Here is a 23,294-nt window from a genome sequence, read left to right on the forward strand (position 1 = left end):
AATTAGGCCGCGACCCCATCGCTTTAGCCATCAAATTAAAAATGACAACTACATAACGACATTTGTAAGGAGAGAGCAATTGCAATGAAACGCGAGATCCAAGTTGACGAACGTTTACCGCTGCTGCAGACGATTCCTTTGAGCCTTCAACATCTTTTCGCCATGTTCGGTGCCACGGTTCTCGTACCTCTGCTATTTCAAGTGAGCCCAGCCACTATCCTGCTGTTTAACGGAATCGGCACTCTCCTCTATATGCTCATTTGTAAAGGTAAGATTCCTGCTTATCTGGGGTCTAGTTTCGCCTTTATTTCTCCCGTTCTGGTGGTGATCCCTCAATATGGATATGAGGGAGCCCTCGGTGGGTTTATCGTCGTTGGCCTCATCTTCACTTTAGTTGCCTTACTGATCAAAGTGATTGGGACAAGCTGGATCGACGTCGTTTTCCCGCCGGCAGCCATGGGCGCCATTGTGGCCGTAATCGGTTTAGAACTCGCGCCGGTAGCCGCCAAGATGGCAGGGTTTCTTCCTGACCCGGGTACCGCCTTTGATCCGAAAGCCATCGTCGTCTCAGTCTTTACCTTAGCCGTCACCATCTTAGGGTCTGTCGTTTTCCGAGGCTTTTTAGCGATCATTCCCATCTTGATCGGTGTCCTGGCCGGGTATACCTTGTCGAGCGGTCTTGGGATGGTCGATTGGACCCTTGTGGAGAATGCCAAGTGGGTAGCGGCACCGGCCTTCTATACGCCCATCTTTAAGTGGGAAGCGATCGCCGTGATCATGCCGGCAGCCCTGGTGGTTATCGCAGAGCATATCGGTCATTTGGTGGTGACCAGCAATATCGTCGGCAGGGATTTGTCGAAAGATCCCGGCTTACACCGTTCGCTGCTTGGGAATGGCCTGTCGACCTTGTTATCGGGCTTCTTTGGTTCCACTCCCAACACCACCTATGGGGAAAATATCGGCGTTTTGGCCATCACCAAAGTCTACTCTACATGGGTACTCGGCGGTGCCGCCATCTTCGCCATCATCCTGTCCTTTTTCGGTAAGCTGGCTGCGGCGATCCAAGCGATTCCGAGCCCGGTCATGGGCGGTGTGTCAATGTTGCTATTTGGGGTCATCGCCGCATCGGGAATCCGTATGCTCGTGGAGGCCAAGGTGGACTACTCCAAAGCGACCAATCTGATTTTAACTTCTGTCGTGCTCATCATCGGCATCAGCGGCGCGAGCCTCACCTGGGGTCCCATCGCGCTGAAGGGGATGTCTTTAGCCACCGTCGTGGCGATTCTCTTAAGCCTCATCTTTAAAGTATTGGACGTGACCGGTATGTCCAATGAAGGCCCTACGCAAGGGGATTAACGTAACATGTAGATAGAGGGGTGGATCCATGTCCCGGCTGACCATGGTTCCAGTTGGAAAAGAGGCGTTGAAAAAGCGGCGACGCCTAGCGTTCCTGCGCCTCTCAGCCCTGTTTGCCGTCTTGCTGTTAGCTGGATTGGGTGGTTGGTGGTTGAAAGACAAGATCACAGGGATGTTCGTGAAAGTCGTCGTTGAAGTGCAACCAGCCAAAATGGGGCAGCTCTCGGAAACACGTCCGCTGCCGGGATGGGTTATCCGCGATGAATTTATCGTCAATGCCCCCCTTTCCGGTCGTGTTCAACGGCTGGTGAACGACGGGGAACGAGCCCGTGTTGGCGCCCCGGTCGTTAAAATTAAGGAATTAAACCCCTCCGGAAGCGAAATGGGGTCTTTACAGGATGTCTTTTCTCCTCGGGCCGGCCTGATCAGTTACCGTATGGACGGATTAGAGGAAGTGCTCAACTCACGGGTGCTCGATGAACTCAACCCGGAGCAACTGGCCTCTTTACGGGAAAAGCCCTGGGAGGTTAATCCCGATTCGGTAGTCCAGAAAGGAACGCCCCTATTCAAAGTCGTCGATAACCTAGAAAAAGCCTATTTTCTCATTCATTACAACGTGAAAGATCTGGGCGGTCCTCTCGTTCCGGCGCGCCGGGTGACCTTGGCGATAAATGCCGCTGGGCCGAATTTTTACGGGAAGGTGCTTAATGTCCGCGGCGGCGACGATGTGTGGGCATTGATTCAATTGTCTAACCCGCCCATGGAAGTGCTCAAGGCTCGAACGATGCCGTTGTTGCTGGTGGACAAGGTCCACAAAGGCATACTGCTGCCCAAGAGTTCTCTTGTGGAACGTAACGGGGAACAGGGCGTCTGGGTCAGTGTGAAGAACCGAGCCGAATGGCGGAACGTCAACCTAGTCTACACCGTCGACGAACAGGTGATCGTAGACGGACTCGAAGAGGGCCTGCTCGTCATTCAAAATCCGACGCTCCTCAAAGAAGGACAAGAAATTAAATAAAAAACTTAAGAAAAGGTTAGAATTCAAGGTAGAAGTTAGCAGGATTTCCCTGTTGGACGGCGAAATACGAGCGTAGTGAAGGGATTGAGCGATCATGGGCCATATTGTAGAAAATTTGGACCGTGTACGCCAAAAGATTAGAGAAGCTGCCTTGCGGGGCGGTCGAGCACCAGAAGAGGTCCAACTGTTAGCGGTCACTAAAACAGTCCCTGTGGAGACGATTCAACAAGTCGTCGATGCGGGCCAGTTTCGACTCGGCGAGAACCGGGTACAGGAACTGCTCAGCAAATACCCCCATGTCCAAGGACCTGTGCGATGGCACATCATCGGCACCCTGCAGACCAACAAAGTGAAATACATTTATGACAAGGTAGAACTGATTCACTCCTTAGACAGGCTGTCCTTAGCTGAGGCCATCCACAAGCATGCGGGCCTTTTACAGCGTCCCATCGACTGTTTAGTCGAGGTCAACGTCTCCGGGGAAGAGTCTAAGCATGGCGTACCCAAGCAAGAACTGGTTCCTTTCTTGAGGAGTCTCTCCAGTCTGGACGGGGTACATATTCGCGGACTGATGACGATGGCTCCCTTTGTGGACAATTCGGAGGAGATCCGCTGGGTCTTTCGAGAGTTACGCCAACTGTCTCTGGAAGTCCGTGAACTGAACTTGGCTCGGGTAGAGATGCAGCATCTGTCCATGGGAATGACGAACGATTATGAAGTTGCCGTTGAAGAAGGCGCCACCATAGTTCGGGTCGGTTCAGGCCTCTTTGGTGAACGCCGATAGGGAGGAGGAGCATTGGCAATGGCCAAAATCATGGAAAAGTTCTACAGCCTGATGGGGCTGGGGGACGAAATCGAGGAAGTTGAGGAACAAGAACCTCAAGCACAAAAGACGGAGGAAAAGGAATCTTCCTTCGCCCGACGGATGGTGGAGCGGGTCGAACGACCGGCAGCACCCGTTGTCAGTCTCGTGTCGGAACGGCAGAAGAAGGAGTTGAAGGTTGTGGTCATCGAACCGAAAACCTTTGACGAAGCAAAAAATGTAGCCGACCATCTAAAAAATCGCCGTCAGGTTATCCTAAACTTGGAGAAGGCTGATCGCGAAATGGCCCAGCGGGTCATCGACTTTGTCTGCGGCACTACCTATGCATTGAACGGATCGATGCAAAAAGTGGGCGCTCATATCTTTGTATTTGCCCCGAGCAACGTCGATATCTCCGGCGAGATCAGTGTTGAAGACACTATCCGCACTCCTCTGGCTTGGGCCAGCAAGGGGTAAGGAGGAATAGAAGGTTGAACGTTTCCCTGTTAGAAAACCGCCGTATCGGTTTTATCGGCGGGGGGGCCATGGCGGAAGCCTTGTTGAGCGGTTTAGTCCGTCTCGTGCCACCTCAAGCCATCACCGTATCAGACCCCAACCCATCTCGCCTTGCTTATCTGCAAAGCGAAATGGCTGTGCAGACGACCTCCGATAACTCCGTCGTCTGTGAGCAAAGCGATATTGTCGTGCTGGCCGTAAAACCGCAAGTGTTGCCTGCGGTGCTGACCCCCTTGAAGACAGCCATTTGCTCCAAGCATCTCGTCATTTCCATCGCCGCCGGAATTACGTTGGCGCAGTTGGAGAGCTGGCTTTCACCGGAAGTTCCGCTGATTCGGGTGATGCCCAATACGCCAGCCTTGATCGGCAAAGGCGCCTCAGCCCTCGCGGGGGGAAGGGCGGTATCGGAACAGGATGTGCAGACGGCGAAAGCTTTATTGGAAGCCGTAGGAATCGCTGAAGTCCTTCCGGAAACTTACCTCAATGCCGTGACCGGTTTCAGCGGGAGTGGTCCAGCCTATGTATACCTTTTCATCGAAGCGTTGATCGACGCCGGTGTAAAAGAAGGTTTAACGAGGGATCTGGCTCGCAAACTAGCGATTCAGACGGTCATCGGTTCAGCCCAGCTGCTGATCGAGACTGGAAATCATCCGGCCATAGAGCGAGACAAGGTGACATCGCCTGGTGGAACGACGATCGCTGGCGTGCAAGCGCTGGAAGACGGCGGTTTCCGTTCGGCCGTCTTTGCCGCCGTCCATGCCGGAACCAAACGAGCCCGTGAACTGTCGGGTTCCCAATAAGCTAAAAGGACCCGGCGGCAACGCCGGGTTTTTTTAGGAACGGGGGTTTACTCTTGAGTTTTACTGCCTATGACATCGTACGGACTGCCTTTGACGTGATGAAGTTCTTCATCGTCGTTCGTGTGATCATCTCCTATTTTCCTCACAATCCGGAGAGCACCATTTTTCGTTTCATCTATGATTTGACAGAGCCTGTTCTCGGACCTTTGCGCCGCATCATTCCGGTTCCCCGCAGCTTGCCTCTCGATTTTTCACCGATTTTAGGCTACTTTCTGTTGGAACTGGTGGAGTCTGTCCTTATCCGGTTGATCCTCTAAATGGGGTTTCATCGAGAACGGATGCTCTCTCACCTCCCGCCGGGAGAGGTCAGGGAGAAAATGGCACGCATTATCGACCTTGCTGAGCTGTGCCGGCGTTCCTCTAAGCAGCAGGTTACAGACTTTCTGGAACCGTTTCTGCTCAAAACAGCGATGGATATCTTGCGGGGCCTTGACGATGTATCTGTCTTGGACGATGGGGGCTATCCTGAAGCAGAGCGGAAACGATTGGTTCTTTTGCCGGGAGAGTGGGAGTTGCCGGACAGCCGAAGTTGCTGGCTCATGGGAGAAGTTCGGGGAGAAGTTGACAAAATCGGTCACCGCGATTATTTAGGATCTTTGTTGGGTCTAGGGATCCGTCGAGAAAAAATGGGCGACTTGAAGCTGACGAAAAAGGGTTGTGCCGTTCTCGTGGACCGTGATGTGGCTGCGTATGTGGAAGCTCACTGGAACCAAGTTCAACGGTTCCCCTTATCGGTGCGCTTAGGGGATGGCGATGAAAAGCCGGACTTCATCGAAAAAGGTGAGGAGAAGTCGGTCACGGTGGCGTCCTTACGATTTGACGCTATCGTGGCGGCCATTTGGCATTTATCTCGCTCCAAAGCCGATGAAGCCATCTCGCGAGGATTGCTGCGTGTAAACGGGTTAGAGACGAGCGACGGAAGCCGCATGGCTTCCGTCAAAGATATCTTGTCTTTGCGCGGTTTTGGCCGTGCTATTCTGCGGGAAATCGGCGGACCTACGAAAAAAGGACGCATCCGAATAACGATTTGGCAGCCTGTTGACCGGTAGCCAAGGAGGTTTTGCAAATGCTGACCCCACTGGAGATTCATCAGAAGCAGTTTCGGAAAGGCGCCTGGGGTTATAAGCCGGAAGAGGTGGAAGATTTCTTGCGGCAGGTTTCTCAGGCTCATGAGGAATTATACAAAGAGAACATCCTGCTGAAAGAGCAAGTGGCCCATACGGAGGAAAACTTGCTCCGCTATCGTCACCTCGAAGAGACCTTAAACAATACACTGGTATTGGCTCAGCGTACGGCGGAGGAAGTACGTCTTTCGGCGGAGCGGGAAGCAGAACTGAGAGTGAAAGAAGCTCGCATGCAGGCAGAGAAGATCTTAGAGTCGGCCCGAGCCAAGAAGTCCGAAATAGAACGGGAATATGAACATATGCGCAACCAGGCACGCCAGTTTCGAGTCCAGTTCCGGGCTATGCTGACTTCTCAACTGGAAGCATTCAAAGAAGAGGCGCGCGATGAAGCGGCAGTGACCCTTGAGGCCACGATACCTCCTGGAAAGATTCCTTTTTTGAATCAGGATGTTCGATTGCCCGGCGGGCATAAACCCTATTCCGGGGAAGACGTTCAGGTTCCGAGCCATTTCCATGAGGACAGTGACGATTGATGTTGTGGGTCCAAGAAGTGCCTGGCGGCGTTCGCTTTAAGATTCGCGTTCAGCCCCGGGCATCGAAAAATGAGGTTTGCGGTCTCTTGGACGACGCCTTGAAAGTTCGCCTGACGGCACCTCCTGTCGATGGGGAAGCGAACGGGGCTTGCCAAGCGTTTTTTGCGAAAACCCTTTCGCTGCCGAAGAGCCAGGTGCGGTTGGTCGCCGGGGAGACTTCGCGCACGAAAACAGTAGAGGTCATCGGCGTGAGCAAGGAACAGATCTTGAAACTGTTTGACAGTAAACAGACTTCCTCGGTATAATACTAAAGATATCTTTTGTTCGACATAATCGCTTACATGGCGTTGAACGGGACAGGTGCGAGTAGAAGGTCGTTGACAGCGAACCTGGGACGGTGGAAGCCAGGCCAAGGACGCTGCCCGCATATCCCCCGGGAGCTGCGTTGCCGAAAGAGGGAGTAGGCGGCGCCGGTGGCGGCCGTTACCCGCATACACGAGGTCTCGCCTCTTCCTACGGCGAGATGATCAAGGGTGGTACCGCGAGAACACTCTCGCCCCTTTCTACAGGGGTGGGAGTTTTTTAGTTTTAAACGAGGTGAGATAACTGTGAGTGGGAAAGAACCCCTCGATTACAGCAAAACGTTGAATTTACCCCAAACGGAATTTCCGATGCGGGCCAACTTGCCAAAACGGGAACCGGACATTCAAAAGTTCTGGGAAGAGATCGACCTTTATGAAGCAGTGGCTAAGGCAAACGCCGGGAAGCCGAAATTCATCCTCCATGATGGACCCCCTTATGCCAACGGTGATATCCACTTAGGTCACACACTGAATAAAGTCTTAAAAGATTTTATCGTCAAGTTTCATTCCATGGATGGCTACGACGCGCCATATATACCAGGCTGGGATACGCATGGCCTTCCCATTGAACAACAGGCGATCAAGGCATTAGGTTTAAACCGCCATGCTGTATCGACGGTCGAGTTTCGCCGCCGCTGCCATGACTACGCCATGAAGTACGTCGGCATCCAGCGAGAGGAATTTAAACGGCTTGGTGTTCGCGGCGACTGGGACCATCCCTATCTGACGCTGCAACCGGAGTTCGAGGCGGCTCAGATCGGTGTCTTCGGCGAAATGGCCAAGAAAGGCTATATCTATAAAGGCCTTAAACCGGTATACTGGTGCGCTTCCTGCGAAACGGCCTTAGCCGAAGCAGAAGTGGAGTACGGTGACAAGGAATCGCCCTCCATCTACGTAAAATTCCCTGTGCAGGATGCCAAAGGGCTCTTCCCCGTAGAAGATGCCTATGTGGTCATCTGGACGACGACCCCCTGGACCTTACCGGCGAACGTAGCCATCACGGTCCATCCCGAATTTGCCTATGTGCTTGTCCAGTTCGGCGACGACAAACTGGTCGTTGCGAAAGAACTGCTGGCGCGCTTCATGGCTGACAGCGGTCTCGAAGGCGGCCAGATCTTGCAGGAATTCGAAGGGCGCGATCTGGAAAAAGCGATCTGCCGCCATCCCTTTGTGGACCGGGATTCCTTAGTCATCGTCGGAGACCATGTCACCTTGGAACAAGGTACCGGCTGCGTTCATACTGCGCCCGGTCATGGTGTCGAAGACTTCCAGGTGGGTAAGGTTTATAACTTACCTGTCATCTCTCCCGTTGACTTCCGCGGCAAATTCACCGCCGAAGGCGGCATCTTCGCCGGCATGTCGACGACGCAAGCCAATCCGGCCGTCATCGAAGAGTTAAAAAACCGCGGCTTGCTGATCAAGGCCGATAAGATCAAGCACCAGTATCCCCACTGCTGGCGTTGTAAGCACCCGATCCTCTTCCGGGCTACAGAGCAGTGGTTTGCCTCCATCGACGGATTCCGTAAGGAAGCCCTCGATGCGATCGATCAGGTCCGTTGGATCCCAGCTTGGGGACGTGACCGCATCCATAATATGGTTGCCGATCGGGGAGACTGGTGTATCTCCCGGCAGCGGACCTGGGGTGTTCCCATTCCCATCTTCTACTGCGCCGATTGCGGTGAAACGATCATCAACGACGAAACCATCAGCCATATCCAAGGGCTTTTCAAAGAGCATGGTTCTGATGTCTGGTTCGCCAAGGAAGCGGACGAACTCGTTCCGCCGGGACTGGCCTGCGGTAAGTGCGGCCATCAGCACTTCCGCAAAGAGACCGACATCATGGACGTGTGGTTTGACTCAGGCTCTTCTCACCAGGCGGTCTTGGAAACGCGGGAGAATCTTCATTTCCCGGCGGACCTCTATCTCGAAGGTTCAGACCAACACCGCGGCTGGTTCAACTCCTCCTTATCGACAGCCGTCGCCACGAAGGGAACGGCTCCCTATAAGGCCGTCTTGACCCATGGCTTCCTCGTCGATGAGCAAGGCCGCAAGATGTCCAAATCCCTCGGTAACGGCGTCGATCCTCTGGCTGTCATCAAAGATATGGGTGCTGACATCTTGCGTTTGTGGGTCGCTTCCGTCGACTACCGGAACGATGTTGCCGTGTCGCCCAATATCTTGCGGCAAATCGCTGACGGCTACCGGAAGATCCGCAACACCTTCCGCTACTTCCTCGGAAATATTGCCGACTTCGATCCGAAAGCGGATACGGTCCCCTTTGAGCAGATGACCGAGTTGGACCGCTGGGCCATGATGGCGCTCCATAAGCTCATCCAACGGGTGACGACAGCTTGCCGGAACTATGAGTTCCATGTGGTCTACCATGCGATTCACAATTTCTGCGCCGTCGACATGAGCGCCTTATATCTCGACATCATCAAGGATCGACTCTACGCATCGCCGGCGAAATCGCCGGAACGCCGCTCGGCTCAGACCGTTCTTTATTTAACGGCCGATGCCCTCGTGCGCATGTTAGCCCCCTTCATCAGCTTTACGGCCGAAGAGGTTTGGGGATACCTGCCCGGCGCCAAAGAACAGTCGAATACGGTTCAGACCGCCGGTTGGCCTCAGTTTGACAGCAAATTTATCGACGATACATTAGCCAAAAAAATGGATCGGATGCTGGAGATCCGTACCCGCGTCTCGAAAGCCTTAGAAAATGCCCGCCAGTCGAAAGTGATCGGGCACTCGCTGGAGGCAAAGGTGACTCTCTATGTTGACGAAGAGCTACAAGCTTTCTTGAGCAAAGAAGATCTGGCCACCTTCTTCATCGTGTCAGCGGTGCAACTGATCTCTCTCAAGGACGCACCGGCGGAGGCATTCCAGGATGCGGAGCTGCCTGGAGTCGCCGTCACCGTGGAAAAAGCGCCGGGACAAAAGTGTGAACGCTGCTGGAACTACAGCGAACAAGTGGGACAAAGCGAAGATCATCCCACCGTCTGCCCTCGTTGTGCTGCCGCGATTGGCGAATCAGTGTGAGCTAAACCAATAACTCCTAACCTTCCTGACTCATAGCATCAAAGTCCTCGGTCATCCTAAACGATGACGAGGACTTTGATGAGGGGGAAGGAGAGCGTGCTCGAACTGGTGGCCGATAAGACAGGCACGGGAACGATAAAGCAAGTCAGTGTAGGAATATCCAACCGGCATTTCCATTTGGCGAAAGAGGATCTGGTCAGTCTCTTTGGCGAGGGATATGAACCGGTTTTTATGAAGGACCTTTCCCAACCGGGCCAATACGCCACGAAAGACGCAGTTACCTTAATGGGACCGAAGGGACTGATCGAAGGGGTGCGTCTCTTGATGCCCCTGAGAAAACAGTCCCAGGTTGAGATCTCTGTGACCGATTGTTATAAGCTGGGGATTCCGCCGGTGATCCGCGACTCTGGCGATTTGAAGGATACCCCAGGTATTACGCTCGTGGGCCCAAAAGGGGAAGTGGCCTTACCGGAGGGAGCTATCGTCGCGGCCCGTCACATCCATCTCAATCCCCAAGAGGCATCTCAACTTGGCGTCAAAGATAAGCAACGCATCTCCGTGGAAGTCGGCGGACCTCGGGGAGTGCGCTTCGACCAAGTCCTGATCCGGGTTCATGAATCCTTTGCGTCGGAGATGCATGTCGATACGGACGAAGCGAACGGAGCCCTCATGAAAAATGGCCAGTTCGTGAACCTGCTGCTTTGAGCTTTTTCGACAAAATAAGAGCGCTTGCAGGAGTTAAGGGTACTACCCCGAATATATTGGGATGACCGATTCCAGGTATTCCAAGGGGGCGGTGCCCCTTTGATATTTCTAAGGAGTGAATGAGTCAATGTCGGAGAAAAAGGAAAACCGTGTCATCGTGACCGTGCTGGGTCAGGACCGTGTAGGGATCATTGCCAGCGTGGCGACCATTATTGCCGATGCCGGAGCCAATATCTTAGATATCAGCCAGACGATCATGCAAGGGGAAATCTTTTCGATGATCATGGTCATCGATATGGCCGTTGCCACGATCAGCTATGATCAATTGCGGGCGACTTTAGAACAAAAGGGCAACGAACTTGGTGTTCAAATCATGGCTCAACACGAGGACGTTTTTAAATTCATGCACCGGATTTAATCGATCCGGGTTGGAGGGATAATCACTCATGCCTCTGTCAATCACAACTCAGGAGATCCTGGAAACGATACGGATGGTTCAGATGGAGAATCTCGATATCCGGACCATCACCATGGGCATATCCTTGCGCGACTGCTGCCGGACCGATGCGAAGGCTACGGCTCAAGCTATCTACGACAAAGTCACCCGGACTGCCAAAAACCTCGTGCCTGTCGGGGAAGAGATCGAACGGCGCTACGGCATCCCTATCATCAACAAAAGGATTTCGGTAACCCCAATCGCTTTGGTGGCCGAAAGCATGGGCTTGGAGGGATACACTATCGTGGCCCGCGCTTTAGATGAGGCAGCCAAAGAAGTGGGCGTCAACTTTATCGGCGGATACTCAGCCCTTGTTCACAAAGGGATGACTCCCGGAGATAAGGCGCTCATCGATTCGCTTCCAGAGGCGTTGAGCACGACGGAGCGGGTTTGTGCTTCTGTCAACGTGGCGACGACCAAAGCAGGTATCAATATGGACGCTGTCGCACTGATGGGACGAGTCGTCAAAGCGGCTGCGAAAGCTTCTGCCGACCGGGATGGCCTGGCCTGCGCGAAGCTGGTCGTCTTCTGTAACGTGCCTGAGGACAACCCTTTCATGGCCGGAGCTTTTCATGGCATTGGAGAGCCCGAGTGTGTCATCAACGTCGGTGTCAGCGGTCCCGGTGTTGTGCTCAATGCTGTCCGCAAGGATCCCCACTGCGATTTTGGGACCTTAGCCTCAGCGATCAAACATACGGCCTTTAAAATCACCCGCATGGGTGAGCTTGTTGGCCGCGCTGCCTCAGAGAGTCTCGGCGTTCCCTTCGGCATCGTCGATCTATCCTTAGCGCCTACGCCGGCCATCGGTGACAGCGTCGCCGACATCCTCGAGGCGATGGGGCTGGAGCGTTGCGGCACCCATGGTACCACAGCAGCCTTGGCCATGTTGAACGACGCCGTCAAAAAAGGCGGTGCCATGGCCTCCTCCTATGTGGGCGGCTTATCGGGCGCCTTTATCCCCGTCAGTGAAGATGCCGGCATGATCGCCGCCGTGGAAGCGGGGGCGCTTACACTCGATAAACTGGAAGCGATGACCTGCGTCTGCTCCGTCGGCTTGGACATGATCGCTGTTCCCGGCGACACGCCTGCGGAAACTCTCTCAGCGATCATCGCTGATGAAGCGGCTATCGGCATGATCAACCGCAAGACCACAGCGGTGCGCGTCATCCCCGTCCCCGGGAAAAAGGTGGGCGACCATGTTGAGTTCGGCGGTCTCCTCGGCCATGCCCCCGTCATGCCCGTGCATAACTTCAGTTCGTCCGCGTTCATCGCCCGGGGCGGTCGAATTCCGGCGCCTCTGCAAGCGCTGAACAATTAAGGGATTCCTTTTCCATAGACCTTATTGGTGATTATTTTTGCCATCTTCCAATGGAAGATGGCTTTTTATATTTATGGGCAAGTATTAACAGGATTATTGTATTTAAAGGCAAAATCTGGGGTGTAATGACGGAGTGAGCCTTTTTGGCGGAGCGGCGTCATTACACCCCGATTTACCACGATGTACCATTAAGAATGGGGCTTCTGTTGCACAGCGGAGATGATCAAATAACTTGGTCGATCACGGATGAAACAAGAAAAAGTTTACAGATACTATGGTCGGGTAGGTGGGCAAAATGAGCAGTGATCACCGTCGACTCGATCATGCCTTAATCGAACAACTGAATGAACGCATGAACTCCCTATCGGAGGATATTGAAAAAATCAAAGTATCCGAATATGTGGAGATGCTCAATAATCCCAAACGGATGATGTACTTGAATTTTCTGGCCGGTATGGCCCGCGGGTTAGGCATGACCGTCGGCTTTACCATACTTGGTGCCGTGGCCCTTTACATTCTCCGGGAACTGGTGGTATTAAATCTTCCGCTCATCGGCGGATTTATCGCTGAGATCGTTCGCATGGTTCAAGTTCAACTGCGAATCTAAAAGAAATGAGGGATGGCTGTGACCGAATTGTCTCCTCATGAAGCCGCTTGGTGGCGTCTGAACGCCATGGAAACAGAGATCCGGGACCAACTCTACCATATGACTCATAACCATCTCGGCGAGTCACTGGACGAGTCGATTCAAGAGCTAAGCGCTTATGACAACCACCCCGCCGACATCGGCTCGGAAGTTTTTGAGCGAGGCAAAGACCTGGGCACCCGTGACCGGCTCAGCCGTGAACTCGATGAGGTCTTAGAAGCGAAACGGCGCATCAGCGAAGGCAAGTACGGCTTTTGCCAGCTCTGCGGCAACAGCATCTTCCAGGAACGATTGGAAGCGATGCCGACAGCCTTGCTCTGTATCGATTGCCAGCGCCATGAAGAGGAAACTCACCCTGACCGGCATCCACGGCCCATCGAAGAAGATGTTCCGCCCTATCCCTGGGGCGGCCAATCCGATCACCTCTTTGTCATCGGGGAACACGGCACCGACCGTGATGAGAACGATCCGATCATGTTCGATGGAGAAGACGCCTGGCAGCAGGTGGCCCGGTACGGCAGTTCAGACACACCGAGCGATGTGGAGTTCACGCCGGAATATAACCCCGGCATCTATCCCGACCACGGTGAACGCATCGGCGGGACAGAAGCGATCGAGATGATTCCCGTTGAAAAAGGGGAGGACGGAGTCTTCTATCAGGATATGAATGGAGTCGACGACGAAGAGGGTCCAAAAAGTCTGTAAGCCGGCCCGTAGCTTTTATACATTCAACTGATCACCAGCGCTGTCATAGCCTGGTCATTCGACCAAAGCCTTAGGAAATTAACAGTAGCTTCATAATATGAAAGGCGCCCCTTTGAGGCATTCTATGCCTAGACAACGAGGAGGGAGGTGAGAAAGAGGATGCCTAACCGCAGAAGAGCCGCGTTCCCTGGCGCTCAGAGCGCTCTGGACCGCTTTAAGTATGAAGTTGCTTCTGAAATCGGTCTCGCCAACAAGGTCCAAAGTGCTGGCTGGGAGAATATGACGACTCGCGAAGTTGGCTCCATCGGTGGATTTATGACCAAGAAAATGGTCCAATTGGCTGAGCAACAGCTAGCTCAAAGCAACGGTGTTTCTGCTACGCTTGCCCAGTCTGCCGGTCAGGATGCCCAACAAGGCGCTCTGCAAGACTCCGGCCGATAAGGGTTACCATAGGGTCAGCCTTCGGGCTGACCCTTATTCTTGCGCCCAGATAAGCCATTATGCTAAAATTAGGCAGACCGCTAAGATGGAAGGGGTCTGAGCAATGAAGTTGAATCCCAAATGGAAGGTCAGTGACCGAGTTTTCTGGCTGATTCTATTGGGCGCCATGGTTGTCGACCAATGGACGAAATACATTGTCCAAAGCAATATGGCTGAGTACGAATCAATTCCCATCATACCGAACATATTTCACTTAACCTATATTCTCAATCCTGGCGCCGCTTTCGGCATGATGGCCAATAAGACCATCTTTTTCGTGGCGGTCACGATCGTCGTCATCGCTGCGATCCTTTATTTCTACCGAACCGTACCGCCGGAACAGTTTTTATTTCGCCTTGGATTAGCCTTACAAGCCGGTGGAGCCGTTGGAAACCTGATCGACAGGCTTCGAACTGGACTCGTAGTGGACTTTTTAGACTTCCGTGTTTTTCCCGTCTTCAACATGGCCGATACGGCGATTACGATCGGTGTAACTTTGATTTTAATCAGTCTCATCATCACGCCAGAGACGGAAGATAAAAAACTTGCGCAGCAGGAAACGGTGGGATCCGGTGAATCGTAATGCGAAGAATGTAGAGACAGATGAAGACTTTCCAATGGTTTTTGCCACCCTTCCCGAAGAGGTAGACAGCCGTCTCGATGTCTGGTTGGTAAACCGGGAACTCGTTCCGTCGAGAACCCATGGTCAAAACTGGATTAAAGAGGGTCTCATCAAAGTGGAAGGGATGACCGTAAAAGCGAACTATCGACTTCGTCCGGGAGACCGGATAGAGGTGGTTCCTGCGGAACCGGTCAGCACTGAAATCATTCCGGAGAACATACCGATAGACATCGTCTATCAAGATGCTCATGTGGCTGTGATTAACAAATCGGCAGGCCTGGTCGTTCATCCGGCCGAAGGCCATACTTCAGGAACCCTGGTCAACGCTTTGCTCTATCACATTAAGGATTTGTCGGGAATCAATGGTGAACTGCGACCCGGTATCGTTCACCGAATCGATAAAGACACATCGGGGCTCCTCGTGGTGGCTAAGCATGATGAGGCCCATATACACTTGGCCGAACAGGTGAAAGATCACTTAGTTCGCCGGGAGTATCTCGCGATCGTCCATGGGATCATCGGTGCTGAGACCGGTCGAATTGACGCTCCCATCGGCAGAGATCCGAAGGACCGGCAGAAAATGGCCGTGGTCTCCAGTGGCAAAGCTTCGGTGACTCACCTTCGCGTGTTAGAACGCTTTCCAGAAAGTGGTTTTTCCTTGGTGCGTTGTAATCTGGAAACAGGCCGGACCCACCAGATTCGAGTCCATATGGCTTACATCGGCCATCCAGTTGCCGGTGATCCGAAGTATGGGCCGAAAAAGGCGGCCTTTGGTCTGGAAGGACAGGCGTTACATGCCCATCGGCTTGATTTTACCCACCCTCATGACGGCCGGGAGATGACTTTTCAGGCGGAGCCTCCCGAGACATTTCAAAAGGTCCTTGAGACATTGAGATCAAACAAGTGATTGACATGGATCGGCGATATGCGGTACAATATCTGAAGAACAACCCCCTTTAAATCGGTCCCGTGAGGCCGGCAAGGTATGGGTATCGTGACAGAGGAATACATGTACACCGTTGTCGAAATGAATCGAATTTCGAAACAGTGGCATACTTCTATAGACGATAAGCCTATCTTTGCCGGAAAACCGGTATGGATAGGCTTTTTTGCTGTCCGCCGGCAATAGGAGGCAGGGTTAAATGAATTTAACGGACAAAGCTCAACTGATGAACGAAGAGACGATTCGCCGTGCCATCACCCGCATCGCTCATGAAATCCTGGAGAAGAACCAAGGTGTAAAAGATCTGGTTTTGGTTGGGATTCGCCGGCGCGGAGTGCCCCTGGCCCTTCGACTGCAACAGAAGATTCAAGAAATCGAAGGCGTCCAAGTCCCTTTGGGAGCACTGGATATCACTCTCTATCGAGATGACTTGACGACGCTGGATGTACAACCAGTGATCCACAAAACGGAAGTTCCTTTTTCTCTCACGAAAAAAACGGTTGTCTTGGTTGACGATGTGCTCTATACCGGTCGGACCGTTCGAGCCGCTTTAGATGCACTTATCGATATTGGTCGTCCTCAAGCGATTCAACTGGCTGTGCTGATCGATCGGGGCCATCGTGAATTGCCCATCCGAGCCGATTTTGTCGGCAAAAATGTTCCCACATCCAAACGAGAAGTGATCTCTGTTTGCGTCGCTGAAGTGGACGGAGAAGAAGGCGTTTCTATTCAGGATATGGCTGAATGATGCGCCGGGCCTTCCGGGATTTTCCCCGGAGGTTTTTTTATGACATCCGTCGGCATAGGAAAAAGGAGGATATATGCGATGAGTTGGCGCCACAAAGATTTGCTGGGATTGCGCGGCCTGGAAAAGAAGGACATTGAACTGATTCTCGATACAGCCGCCCCCATGAAAGATATCATCGGTCGAGACATAAAAAAGGTTCCTACGATGCGCGGAAAATCGGTGGTATGTCTTTTTTACGAAGCGTCGACAAGAACCAGAACCTCCTTTGAACTGGCTGGAAAGTACATGAGTGCCGATACGGTCAATATTGCCGCCTCTAGCTCTTCCGTTGTCAAAGGGGAGTCGCTCATCGACACAGGCAAGACGATTGACGCCATGGGGACAGACATCATCATCATTCGTCACGGTGCGTCTGGGGCGCCTCACTTGCTCGCGAAACACGTGAAAGCCCGCATTGTCAACGCTGGCGACGGTGCCCATGAGCACCCGACGCAAGCCTTGTTGGACATGTTCACCATCCGGGAACGAAAAGGGACGCTGCAGGGGTTGACCGTGACCATTTTAGGCGATATCTTTCACTCCCGCGTAGCCCGTTCGAACATCTGGGGACTGCGGACCATGGGCGCCGATGTCCGTGTCTGCGGACCATCCACACTGCTCCCGCCTGATATCGCCGAGCTTGGCGTCAAAGCCTATACCCGAATCGATGAAGCATTGGAAGGAGCCGATGTGGTCAACGTCTTAAGGCTTCAATTAGAGCGGCAACAGAAAGGTCTTTTCCCGACGATCCGTGAATATGCCCGCACTTTTGGCTTGAATCAGGAACGGTTAAAACGGTGCAAACCGGATGTACTGGTGCTACACCCCGGTCCGATGAACCGGGGTGTGGAAATCGCCGATGATGTGGCCGATGCCGACTTCGCTGCCATTGAAGAACAGGTGACGAACGGTGTCGCTGTGCGGATGGCTATTTTGTACTTGATGGGAGGGACGAGCAGTGGAATTGCTCATTAAAGGCGGTCGTGTCATCGACCCAGCGAACGGAGTCGACCAGATCGCCGATGTATATATCGAGAATGGGGTCATCAAAGCGGTAGGTAACTCCACTGGCGAGGCAGCCTCCAAACAAGTCCAAGTGATTGATGCGACAGGAAAGCTGGTCATCCCCGGCTTGATCGATATCCACTGCCACCTGCGGGAACCCGGAGGCGAGGCGAAGGAGACCATCGCTGCTGGAACTCGCGCAGCTGCTCGAGGCGGATTCACAGCCGTCTGTGCCATGCCGAATACAAATCCTGTTTGCGACTCTCAAACCGGTGTCGAGTTTTTGAAAGCTCGTGCCCAAGCCACCGGGTCTGTCCGGGTCTACCCCATCGGAGCGATTACGAAAGGATCTTCCGGTCAGGAACTGGCTGAAATGGCCGATATGGCTGCCTGCGGTGCTGTCGCTTTCTCCGACGATGGCAAACCGGTGCCTCGTTCCGATATCATGCGGCTCGCCATGAGTTATGCCCAAATGGTCGGTAAGGTCATCATCAGCCACTGTGAAGACCCGGAACTGGCTAAGGACGGCGTCATGCATGAAGGCTACTGGTCCACTGTGCTCGGCTTGCGGGGGATTCCGGCAGCAGCGGAAGAAATCATGGTGGCTCGTGAAATCTTGCTGGCCGAGAGCGTCGGCGCCCCTGTCCACATCGCCCACGTCTCTACAGCCGGTTCGGTAGAACTGATCCGTCAAGCTCGCCAGCGCGGTGTCGACGTGACTGGGGAAGTTTGTCCCCACCATCTCGCTTTGACCGATAGGGCTGTAGAAGGCTTTGATACATCGACGAAGGTCAATCCGCCCCTCCGTGCAGACAAAGACCGGGAAGCATTGAAACAAGGTTTAAAAGAGGGCGTGCTGACCATCTTGGCAACGGATCATGCGCCCCATACGGCCGAAGAAAAGGCCCGCGAATATAATTACGCTCCCTTCGGGATCTCCGGCTTGGAGACGGCCTGGCCCCTCTACTGGAAAGAGCTCATTGAAACAGGCTGCCTGACGGTGAATGAGCTGGTCGCCATGCTTACAGTCAATCCGGCTCGCCGGTTGGGACTTGCCGGCGGCACCTTGACTGTCGGCTCTCCAGCCGATGTCACTGTCATCGATACGGAACGGAAAGAAACGGTCACCTTAGAGGGGTGGCAATCGAAAGGGCGCAACACTCCCTTCGTAGGTTGGACATTGCAGTCATGGCCGGTGACGACGATTGTAGGCGGGCGGGTGGTTATGATCGACCGTCAGTTAGTACAAGGCTAGACGAACACCTTTATTACCGCATAAGGCAATATATTCGGAGGATTGTACATGATGGAGAAATCTGGGGTGTAATGACGGATTGAGCGTTTTGGGCGTAACGGCGTCGAGAGCGAAAGTTGCGAAGCGGAAAAGTGCGCCACGGTTAACATGCAGAAAAACCCAGAGGTTTGGCGCACCCGCGGAGCAACCGAGCGAACAGCCGTGAAGCCCTTAGCGAATGGAGCCATTACGCCCCCGATTTACCACAATACACCATTAAGTGACACTTCTACTGTACAAATACAGATAAAGATAAAGATAAAGAATGAATACCTATCACAGGGCCGCTGGCCCATTCACGCACAAATATAGGGAGGTTATCCATTGTGAAAGGGTACTTGGTCCTAGAAGACGGTTCCGTTTGGGAAGGCCAAGCTTTTGGTGCGGTAGGCGAACGTACCGGTGAGGTTGTATTTAATACTGGGATGACTGGTTATCAGGAACTGCTGACTGATCCTTCTTATTGCGGGCAAATCGTCGTGATGACCTATCCGCTGATCGGCAACTACGGCGTCAACCCTGAAGATTTTGAATCGCGTCGGCCCTTCCTCCGGGGATTTATCGTCCGGGAGTGGGCCGAAGAACCTTCCAACTGGCGTTGTGAAGAGACGATAGATGCTTATCTGAAACGGACCGGTGTCATCGGCCTTTCTGGCGTAGATACCCGTGCCTTGACCCGCCGGCTGCGCAATCACGGAACCATGCGGGGCATCATCGGCTGCGGTGAAGTGGTCGATCTGGAAGCCTTGAAAGCGCAAGCCCAGCAGGCCCCCCATATCTCCGGGCAGCCTCTCGTCGACGAAGTGACGACGGACAAACCCTTCACCATGGAAAATGACGGCCTGAATGTGGTACTCATGGACTTCGGTGCTAAGGAAAACATCGCCCGCTCCCTCCATCAACGGGGATGCCGGGTCACCGTCGTGCCGGCTCGTACATCAGCCGAAGAAGTGCTCGCCATGAACCCCGACGGTATCATGCTCTCCAACGGCCCTGGGGACCCGCAGGACGTACCTTACGCCGCCGCGACCGTTCAGATACTACTCGGTGTCAAACCGGTCTTCGGCATCTGCCTGGGCCATCAGATCATGGCGCGAGCCATCGGTTGTAAGACCTACAAATTGCCCTTCGGACACCGTGGCTCGAACCATCCCGTCAAAGATTTGAGCACGGGCCGTGTCTATATCACCAGCCAGAACCATGGCTTTGTCGTAGATGGGGAGCAGATTCCCGAAGGCGTCACCGTGTCCCATATCAATCTGAACGACGGTTCTGTCGAAGGGCTCTCGTTCCAGAAAATTCCTGCCTTCTCCGTACAGTATCACCCTGAAGCCAGCCCTGGACCGGATGATTCGGGGTATCTCTTCGACCGTTTTGTAGAAATGATGAAACAATTTGAAGGGGGGGCTTCGAATGCCTAAGGATCCTACACTGCACCGCGTGATGGTCATCGGCTCCGGCCCGATCATCATCGGCCAAGCTGCCGAATTTGACTATGCCGGTACACAGGCATGCCGGGCCCTGAAAGAAGAAGGGCTGGAAGTCATCCTGGTCAACTCCAACCCGGCCACCATCATGACCGATGCCAACATCGCCGACCGGGTCTATATCGAACCGCTGACACCGGAATTCGTCACTCGCATCTTGAAAAAAGAACGCCCCGACGGTTTGCTGCCTACTTTAGGTGGTCAGGTTGGCCTGAACATCGCCCGTTCTCTCGCCAAAAGCGGTGTACTCGACGAACTGGGTGTGCGCTTACTAGGAACGCCCCTGTCTGCCATCGAAAAAGCGGAAGACCGGGAATTGTTTAAGGAAATGATGGAACAGATCGGAGAACCGGTACCCGAGTCGACGATCGTTGAAACGCTGGAAGCTGCCCTTGAATTCGGAGAAGCTGTCGGATTCCCGCTGATCATTCGACCCGCCTACACCCTTGGCGGCACTGGCGGCGGCATCGCTCATAACATGGAAGAGCTAAAAGCGATCTCCATCAGAGGGCTGAAGCACTCCGCTATCCATCAAATCCTGGTCGAGCGCAGCGTCGCTGGTTGGAAAGAGATCGAATATGAAGTCATCCGCGACAGCGCCAATAACTGTATCACCGTATGTAACATGGAAAACATCGACCCGGTAGGGATTCATACAGGCGATTCGATCGTCGTTGCCCCGTCGCAAACCTTAGCCGACAAAGAATACCAGATGCTGCGCACGGCCTCTTTGAAGATCATCCGCGCCCTCGGTATTCAAGGAGGCTGCAACGTCCAATACGCCTTAGATCCCTACTCTTATAAATATATCGTCATCGAAGTGAACCCCCGGGTCAGCCGCTCTTCGGCGCTCGCTTCTAAAGCCACGGGCTACCCCATCGCCAAAGTGGCCGCGAAGATCGCCATCGGCAAAACCCTGGACGAAATTAAGAACGCTGTCACCGGTAAGACTTACGCTTGCTTTGAGCCGGCTCTAGACTATGTAGTCATGAAGATTCCCCGCTGGCCCTTTGACAAGTTTGAAGATGCTCGCCGGACGCTGGGAACACAGATGAAAGCGACCGGTGAGGTCATGGCCATCGACCGGGCCTTTGAACCGGCCCTCATGAAGGCTGTCCGCTCCCTCGAAATGGGTGTCGTCGGCCTCTGGCACAAAGGCATCGATGCATGGGATGAAGAGGCCCTGGAAAAAGCCATGGTGGAAGCTGACGACCGGCGGCTCTTTGTCCTGGCCGAAGCGATGCGCCGCGGTTGGGACAACGATCGGATTCACGGTCTCACCAAGATCGATTATTTCTTCCTCAGCAAGATTCGCAATATCGTCAACATGGAACAGGAACTGTCCCAGTGGCATGGGAAAGGTATCGAAGCGGTACCGGCGGAGACACTGAAAAAAGCAAAATCGATGGGCTTTGCCGATGCTGACTTAGTCCGGATCATCGGTGTCGATGAACTCACCATCCGCAACTACCGCTTTGATCAGAACCTCCGTCCTGTCTATAAAATGGTCGATACCTGTGCCGCAGAGTTCGAAGCGGAAACGCCTTATTTCTACTCTTCCTACGACCAGGAAGATGAAGCCGGCCCGACTGAACGGCCGAAAATCGCCGTCATCGGCTCTGGTCCCATCCGCATTGGCCAGGGGATCGAGTTTGATTACTGCTCTGTTCACTCCGTCTGGTCGATTCGTGACGCCGGCTATGAATCAGTCATCATCAACAACAACCCTGAGACCGTATCGACTGACTTTGATACTTCTGATCGGCTCTATTTTGAGCCGCTCCTCCCGGAAGATGTCATTCATATCTTGAGCAAAGAAAAACCGGAAGGCGTTATCGTCCAGTTTGGCGGACAGACGGCGATCAACTTAGCGGGTCCTCTCGAAAAAGCTGGTTTCAAAATCCTGGGAACGTCCGTCGAAGATATCGATCGGGCCGAAGACCGGGACCGCTTCGACCAAGTGCTCATCGAACTGGGATTGTCCAAGCCCCCCGGACGGACGGCCACCTCTGTGGAAGGCGCTTTGGAAGTGGCTCAAGAGATTGAATATCCCGTCCTGGTTCGTCCTTCCTATGTGCTCGGTGGACGGGCCATGGAAATCGTCTATAGCGATGATGAACTGATCAATTATATGTCCACGGCAGTGAAAGTGAACCCCAACCACCCTGTCCTCGTCGACAAATACCTCGTCGGCAAGGAAATCGAAGTGGATGCCATTGCCGACGGTGAACAAGTCCTCATCCCGGGGATCATGGAACACGTCGAACGGGCTGGCGTTCACTCTGGTGACTCCATCGCCGTATATCCCGCCCATGGTTTGACGAAAGAGCAGATCGACGTCGTCATCGATTACACTACGCGATTAGCTTTGCACTTAAAGGTTAAAGGCGTGCTCAATATCCAGTATGTTCTCCATGAAGATCAAATCTATGTCATCGAAGTCAACCCTCGTTCCAGCCGGACCGTACCCTACCTGTCCAAAATTACGGGCATCCCCATGATCACCATCGCCACCCGAATCATCTTAGGCGAAACACTGGCTCAGCAGGGATACAAAGGCGGCTTGGCCCCGACACCGGCTTACACGGCTGTCAAAGCGCCGGTCTTCTCCTTCGGAAAGCTTCTCGATGTGGAAACATCGCTCGGACCGGAAATGAAATCGACGGGCGAAGTTTTGGGCGTTGACGCCGACTTCCACAAAGCTTTTTACAAAGCCCTCGTCGCTGCCGGCATGGATATCCCCACAGGCGGCACTATTCTCGCCACTGTAGCCGATAAGGACAAAGAAGAGTCAATTCCCCTGCTGAAAGAATTCGTCGACCTGGGATACTCTTTGGTCGCCACGGCCGGTACGGCTGACGCGCTGCAAGCAGCTGGTGTTCCGGTACAACGGGTAAACAAAATCGGGGAAGGCTCGCCCCACCTGATCGATCTCGTTCGGGAAGACAAGGTGCAGTTGATCATCAACACCTTAACGAAAGGCAAACAGCCCGAACGGGACGGTTTCCGTATCCGCCGGTCTGCCGTAGAGCACTCGGTGCCCTGCTTAACCTCTCTCGACACTGCCCGCGTGCTTTTGCAGACCTTGAGTACCATACAAAGCGGCGGAAATTTCGATATGATCCCACTGCAGGAGTACTTGAAGTAAGGAACGTTTCAAATAAAGTCCGGCCCCTCCAGGGGCCGGACATATTTT

Annotated in this window: 25 protein-coding genes; 24 read left to right on the forward strand and 1 reads right to left on the reverse strand. The window is 53.5% G+C overall.

The genetic code is table 11. The annotated features are described in order from the left end of the window. The first annotated feature begins 84 nt into the window (after nt 1-84). The 9 genes from uraA (at nt 85) to GJ688_RS01225 (ending at nt 6,514) form a co-directional block, all read left to right on the forward strand. Complete coding sequence (gene uraA / locus GJ688_RS01185; protein ID WP_155474699.1) at nt 85-1,356, forward strand: uracil permease; 1,272 nt, start codon at nt 85-87, stop codon at nt 1,354-1,356. A 28-nt stretch (nt 1,357-1,384) separates the two neighbouring features. Continuing rightward, a complete protein-coding gene (locus GJ688_RS01190) occupies nt 1,385-2,374 on the forward strand; it encodes an HlyD family efflux transporter periplasmic adaptor subunit (RefSeq protein WP_155474700.1) in 990 nt (329 codons plus the stop codon). A gap of 94 nt (nt 2,375-2,468) precedes the next feature. Then, nucleotides 2,469-3,158 (forward strand): YggS family pyridoxal phosphate-dependent enzyme, encoded by a 690-nt coding sequence (locus tag GJ688_RS01195; protein WP_155474701.1) that lies wholly within the window; start codon nt 2,469-2,471, stop codon nt 3,156-3,158. An 18-nt stretch (nt 3,159-3,176) separates the two neighbouring features. After that, nucleotides 3,177-3,653, forward strand: a complete 477-nt coding sequence (locus GJ688_RS01200) for a cell division protein SepF (protein WP_155474702.1) — start codon at nt 3,177-3,179, stop codon at nt 3,651-3,653. A 14-nt stretch (nt 3,654-3,667) separates the two neighbouring features. Beyond that, nucleotides 3,668-4,492: a pyrroline-5-carboxylate reductase gene (proC, locus tag GJ688_RS01205; protein ID WP_207708722.1), complete on the forward strand. Its 825-nt coding sequence runs from the start codon at nt 3,668-3,670 to the stop codon at nt 4,490-4,492. A gap of 53 nt (nt 4,493-4,545) precedes the next feature. Further along, entirely contained in the window at nt 4,546-4,809 is a 264-nt protein-coding gene (locus tag GJ688_RS01210) for a YggT family protein (RefSeq protein ID WP_235910643.1), read from the forward strand. A gap of 60 nt (nt 4,810-4,869) precedes the next feature. Then, the gene (locus GJ688_RS01215) at nt 4,870-5,601 is read left to right on the forward strand and encodes a YlmH family RNA-binding protein (protein WP_170291541.1); all 732 of its coding nucleotides are present in this window, start codon (nt 4,870-4,872) and stop codon (nt 5,599-5,601) included. A 17-nt stretch (nt 5,602-5,618) separates the two neighbouring features. After that, a complete protein-coding gene (locus tag GJ688_RS01220; RefSeq protein WP_155474704.1) occupies nt 5,619-6,209 on the forward strand; it encodes a DivIVA domain-containing protein in 591 nt (196 codons plus the stop codon). Then, nucleotides 6,209-6,514, forward strand: coding sequence for a DUF167 domain-containing protein (locus tag GJ688_RS01225; protein WP_155474930.1), 306 nt, complete (start codon nt 6,209-6,211; stop codon nt 6,512-6,514). Before GJ688_RS01220 ends, GJ688_RS01225 begins: the two co-directional genes overlap by 1 nt. Nucleotides 6,515-6,546: 32 nt before the next feature. Here the strand turns inward: GJ688_RS01225 and GJ688_RS01230 are convergent, their stop codons facing one another. After that, nucleotides 6,547-6,702 carry a hypothetical protein gene (locus GJ688_RS01230; protein ID WP_155474705.1) on the reverse strand — a complete coding sequence of 52 codons (156 nt, stop codon included), beginning with the start codon at nt 6,700-6,702 and terminating at the stop codon, nt 6,547-6,549. A gap of 178 nt (nt 6,703-6,880) precedes the next feature. On the opposite strand from GJ688_RS01230, the gene ileS reads away from it, so the two are divergent. The 15 genes from ileS (at nt 6,881) to carB (ending at nt 23,246) form a co-directional block, all read left to right on the forward strand. After that, complete coding sequence (gene ileS, locus GJ688_RS01235) at nt 6,881-9,610, forward strand: isoleucine--tRNA ligase (protein ID WP_235910700.1); 2,730 nt, start codon at nt 6,881-6,883, stop codon at nt 9,608-9,610. 96 nt (nt 9,611-9,706) lie between these two features. Beyond that, nucleotides 9,707-10,315: a phosphate propanoyltransferase gene (locus tag GJ688_RS01240; protein WP_328597283.1), complete on the forward strand. Its 609-nt coding sequence runs from the start codon at nt 9,707-9,709 to the stop codon at nt 10,313-10,315. A 127-nt stretch (nt 10,316-10,442) separates the two neighbouring features. Further along, nucleotides 10,443-10,733, forward strand: coding sequence for an ACT domain-containing protein (locus GJ688_RS01245; RefSeq protein WP_155474932.1), 291 nt, complete (start codon nt 10,443-10,445; stop codon nt 10,731-10,733). A gap of 28 nt (nt 10,734-10,761) precedes the next feature. After that, the gene (locus tag GJ688_RS01250) at nt 10,762-12,129 is read left to right on the forward strand and encodes a PFL family protein (RefSeq protein ID WP_155474707.1); all 1,368 of its coding nucleotides are present in this window, start codon (nt 10,762-10,764) and stop codon (nt 12,127-12,129) included. A gap of 295 nt (nt 12,130-12,424) precedes the next feature. Then, on the forward strand, nt 12,425-12,736 hold the full coding sequence (locus GJ688_RS01255; RefSeq protein WP_155474708.1) for a DUF5665 domain-containing protein: 312 nt from the start codon (nt 12,425-12,427) through the stop codon (nt 12,734-12,736). A gap of 18 nt (nt 12,737-12,754) precedes the next feature. Continuing rightward, the gene (locus GJ688_RS01260; RefSeq protein ID WP_170291543.1) at nt 12,755-13,480 is read left to right on the forward strand and encodes a TraR/DksA C4-type zinc finger protein; all 726 of its coding nucleotides are present in this window, start codon (nt 12,755-12,757) and stop codon (nt 13,478-13,480) included. Between the two features lie 159 nt (nt 13,481-13,639). Further along, nucleotides 13,640-13,921, forward strand: a complete 282-nt coding sequence (locus GJ688_RS01265; RefSeq protein WP_155474710.1) for an alpha/beta-type small acid-soluble spore protein — start codon at nt 13,640-13,642, stop codon at nt 13,919-13,921. Nucleotides 13,922-14,024: 103 nt separating this feature from the next. Further along, nucleotides 14,025-14,543, forward strand: coding sequence for a signal peptidase II (gene lspA, locus GJ688_RS01270; RefSeq protein WP_155474711.1), 519 nt, complete (start codon nt 14,025-14,027; stop codon nt 14,541-14,543). Then, the gene (locus tag GJ688_RS01275) at nt 14,533-15,489 is read left to right on the forward strand and encodes an RluA family pseudouridine synthase (RefSeq protein WP_328597284.1); all 957 of its coding nucleotides are present in this window, start codon (nt 14,533-14,535) and stop codon (nt 15,487-15,489) included. The genes lspA and GJ688_RS01275 overlap by 11 nt, the downstream gene beginning before the upstream one ends. Nucleotides 15,490-15,567: 78 nt before the next feature. Continuing rightward, nucleotides 15,568-15,711: a hypothetical protein gene (locus GJ688_RS01280; RefSeq protein WP_155474712.1), complete on the forward strand. Its 144-nt coding sequence runs from the start codon at nt 15,568-15,570 to the stop codon at nt 15,709-15,711. A gap of 13 nt (nt 15,712-15,724) precedes the next feature. Then, entirely contained in the window at nt 15,725-16,273 is a 549-nt protein-coding gene (gene pyrR / locus GJ688_RS01285; RefSeq protein WP_155474713.1) for a bifunctional pyr operon transcriptional regulator/uracil phosphoribosyltransferase PyrR, read from the forward strand. 78 nt (nt 16,274-16,351) lie between these two features. Further along, a complete protein-coding gene (locus tag GJ688_RS01290; RefSeq protein WP_155474714.1) occupies nt 16,352-17,287 on the forward strand; it encodes an aspartate carbamoyltransferase catalytic subunit in 936 nt (311 codons plus the stop codon). Further along, nucleotides 17,271-18,572 (forward strand): dihydroorotase, encoded by a 1,302-nt coding sequence (locus tag GJ688_RS01295; RefSeq protein ID WP_170291544.1) that lies wholly within the window; start codon nt 17,271-17,273, stop codon nt 18,570-18,572. The genes GJ688_RS01290 and GJ688_RS01295 overlap by 17 nt, the downstream gene beginning before the upstream one ends. A gap of 365 nt (nt 18,573-18,937) precedes the next feature. Further along, on the forward strand, nt 18,938-20,032 hold the full coding sequence (gene carA, locus GJ688_RS01300; protein WP_170291545.1) for a glutamine-hydrolyzing carbamoyl-phosphate synthase small subunit: 1,095 nt from the start codon (nt 18,938-18,940) through the stop codon (nt 20,030-20,032). Next, nucleotides 20,025-23,246: a carbamoyl-phosphate synthase large subunit gene (gene carB / locus GJ688_RS01305; RefSeq protein ID WP_155474716.1), complete on the forward strand. Its 3,222-nt coding sequence runs from the start codon at nt 20,025-20,027 to the stop codon at nt 23,244-23,246. The genes carA and carB overlap by 8 nt, the downstream gene beginning before the upstream one ends. Nucleotides 23,247-23,294: the final 48 nt, after the last annotated feature.

It is taken from the genome of Heliobacterium mobile (assembly GCF_009720735.1).
In the GTDB taxonomy this organism is placed as follows: Bacteria; Bacillota; Desulfitobacteriia; order Heliobacteriales; family Heliobacteriaceae; genus Heliobacterium; species Heliobacterium mobile.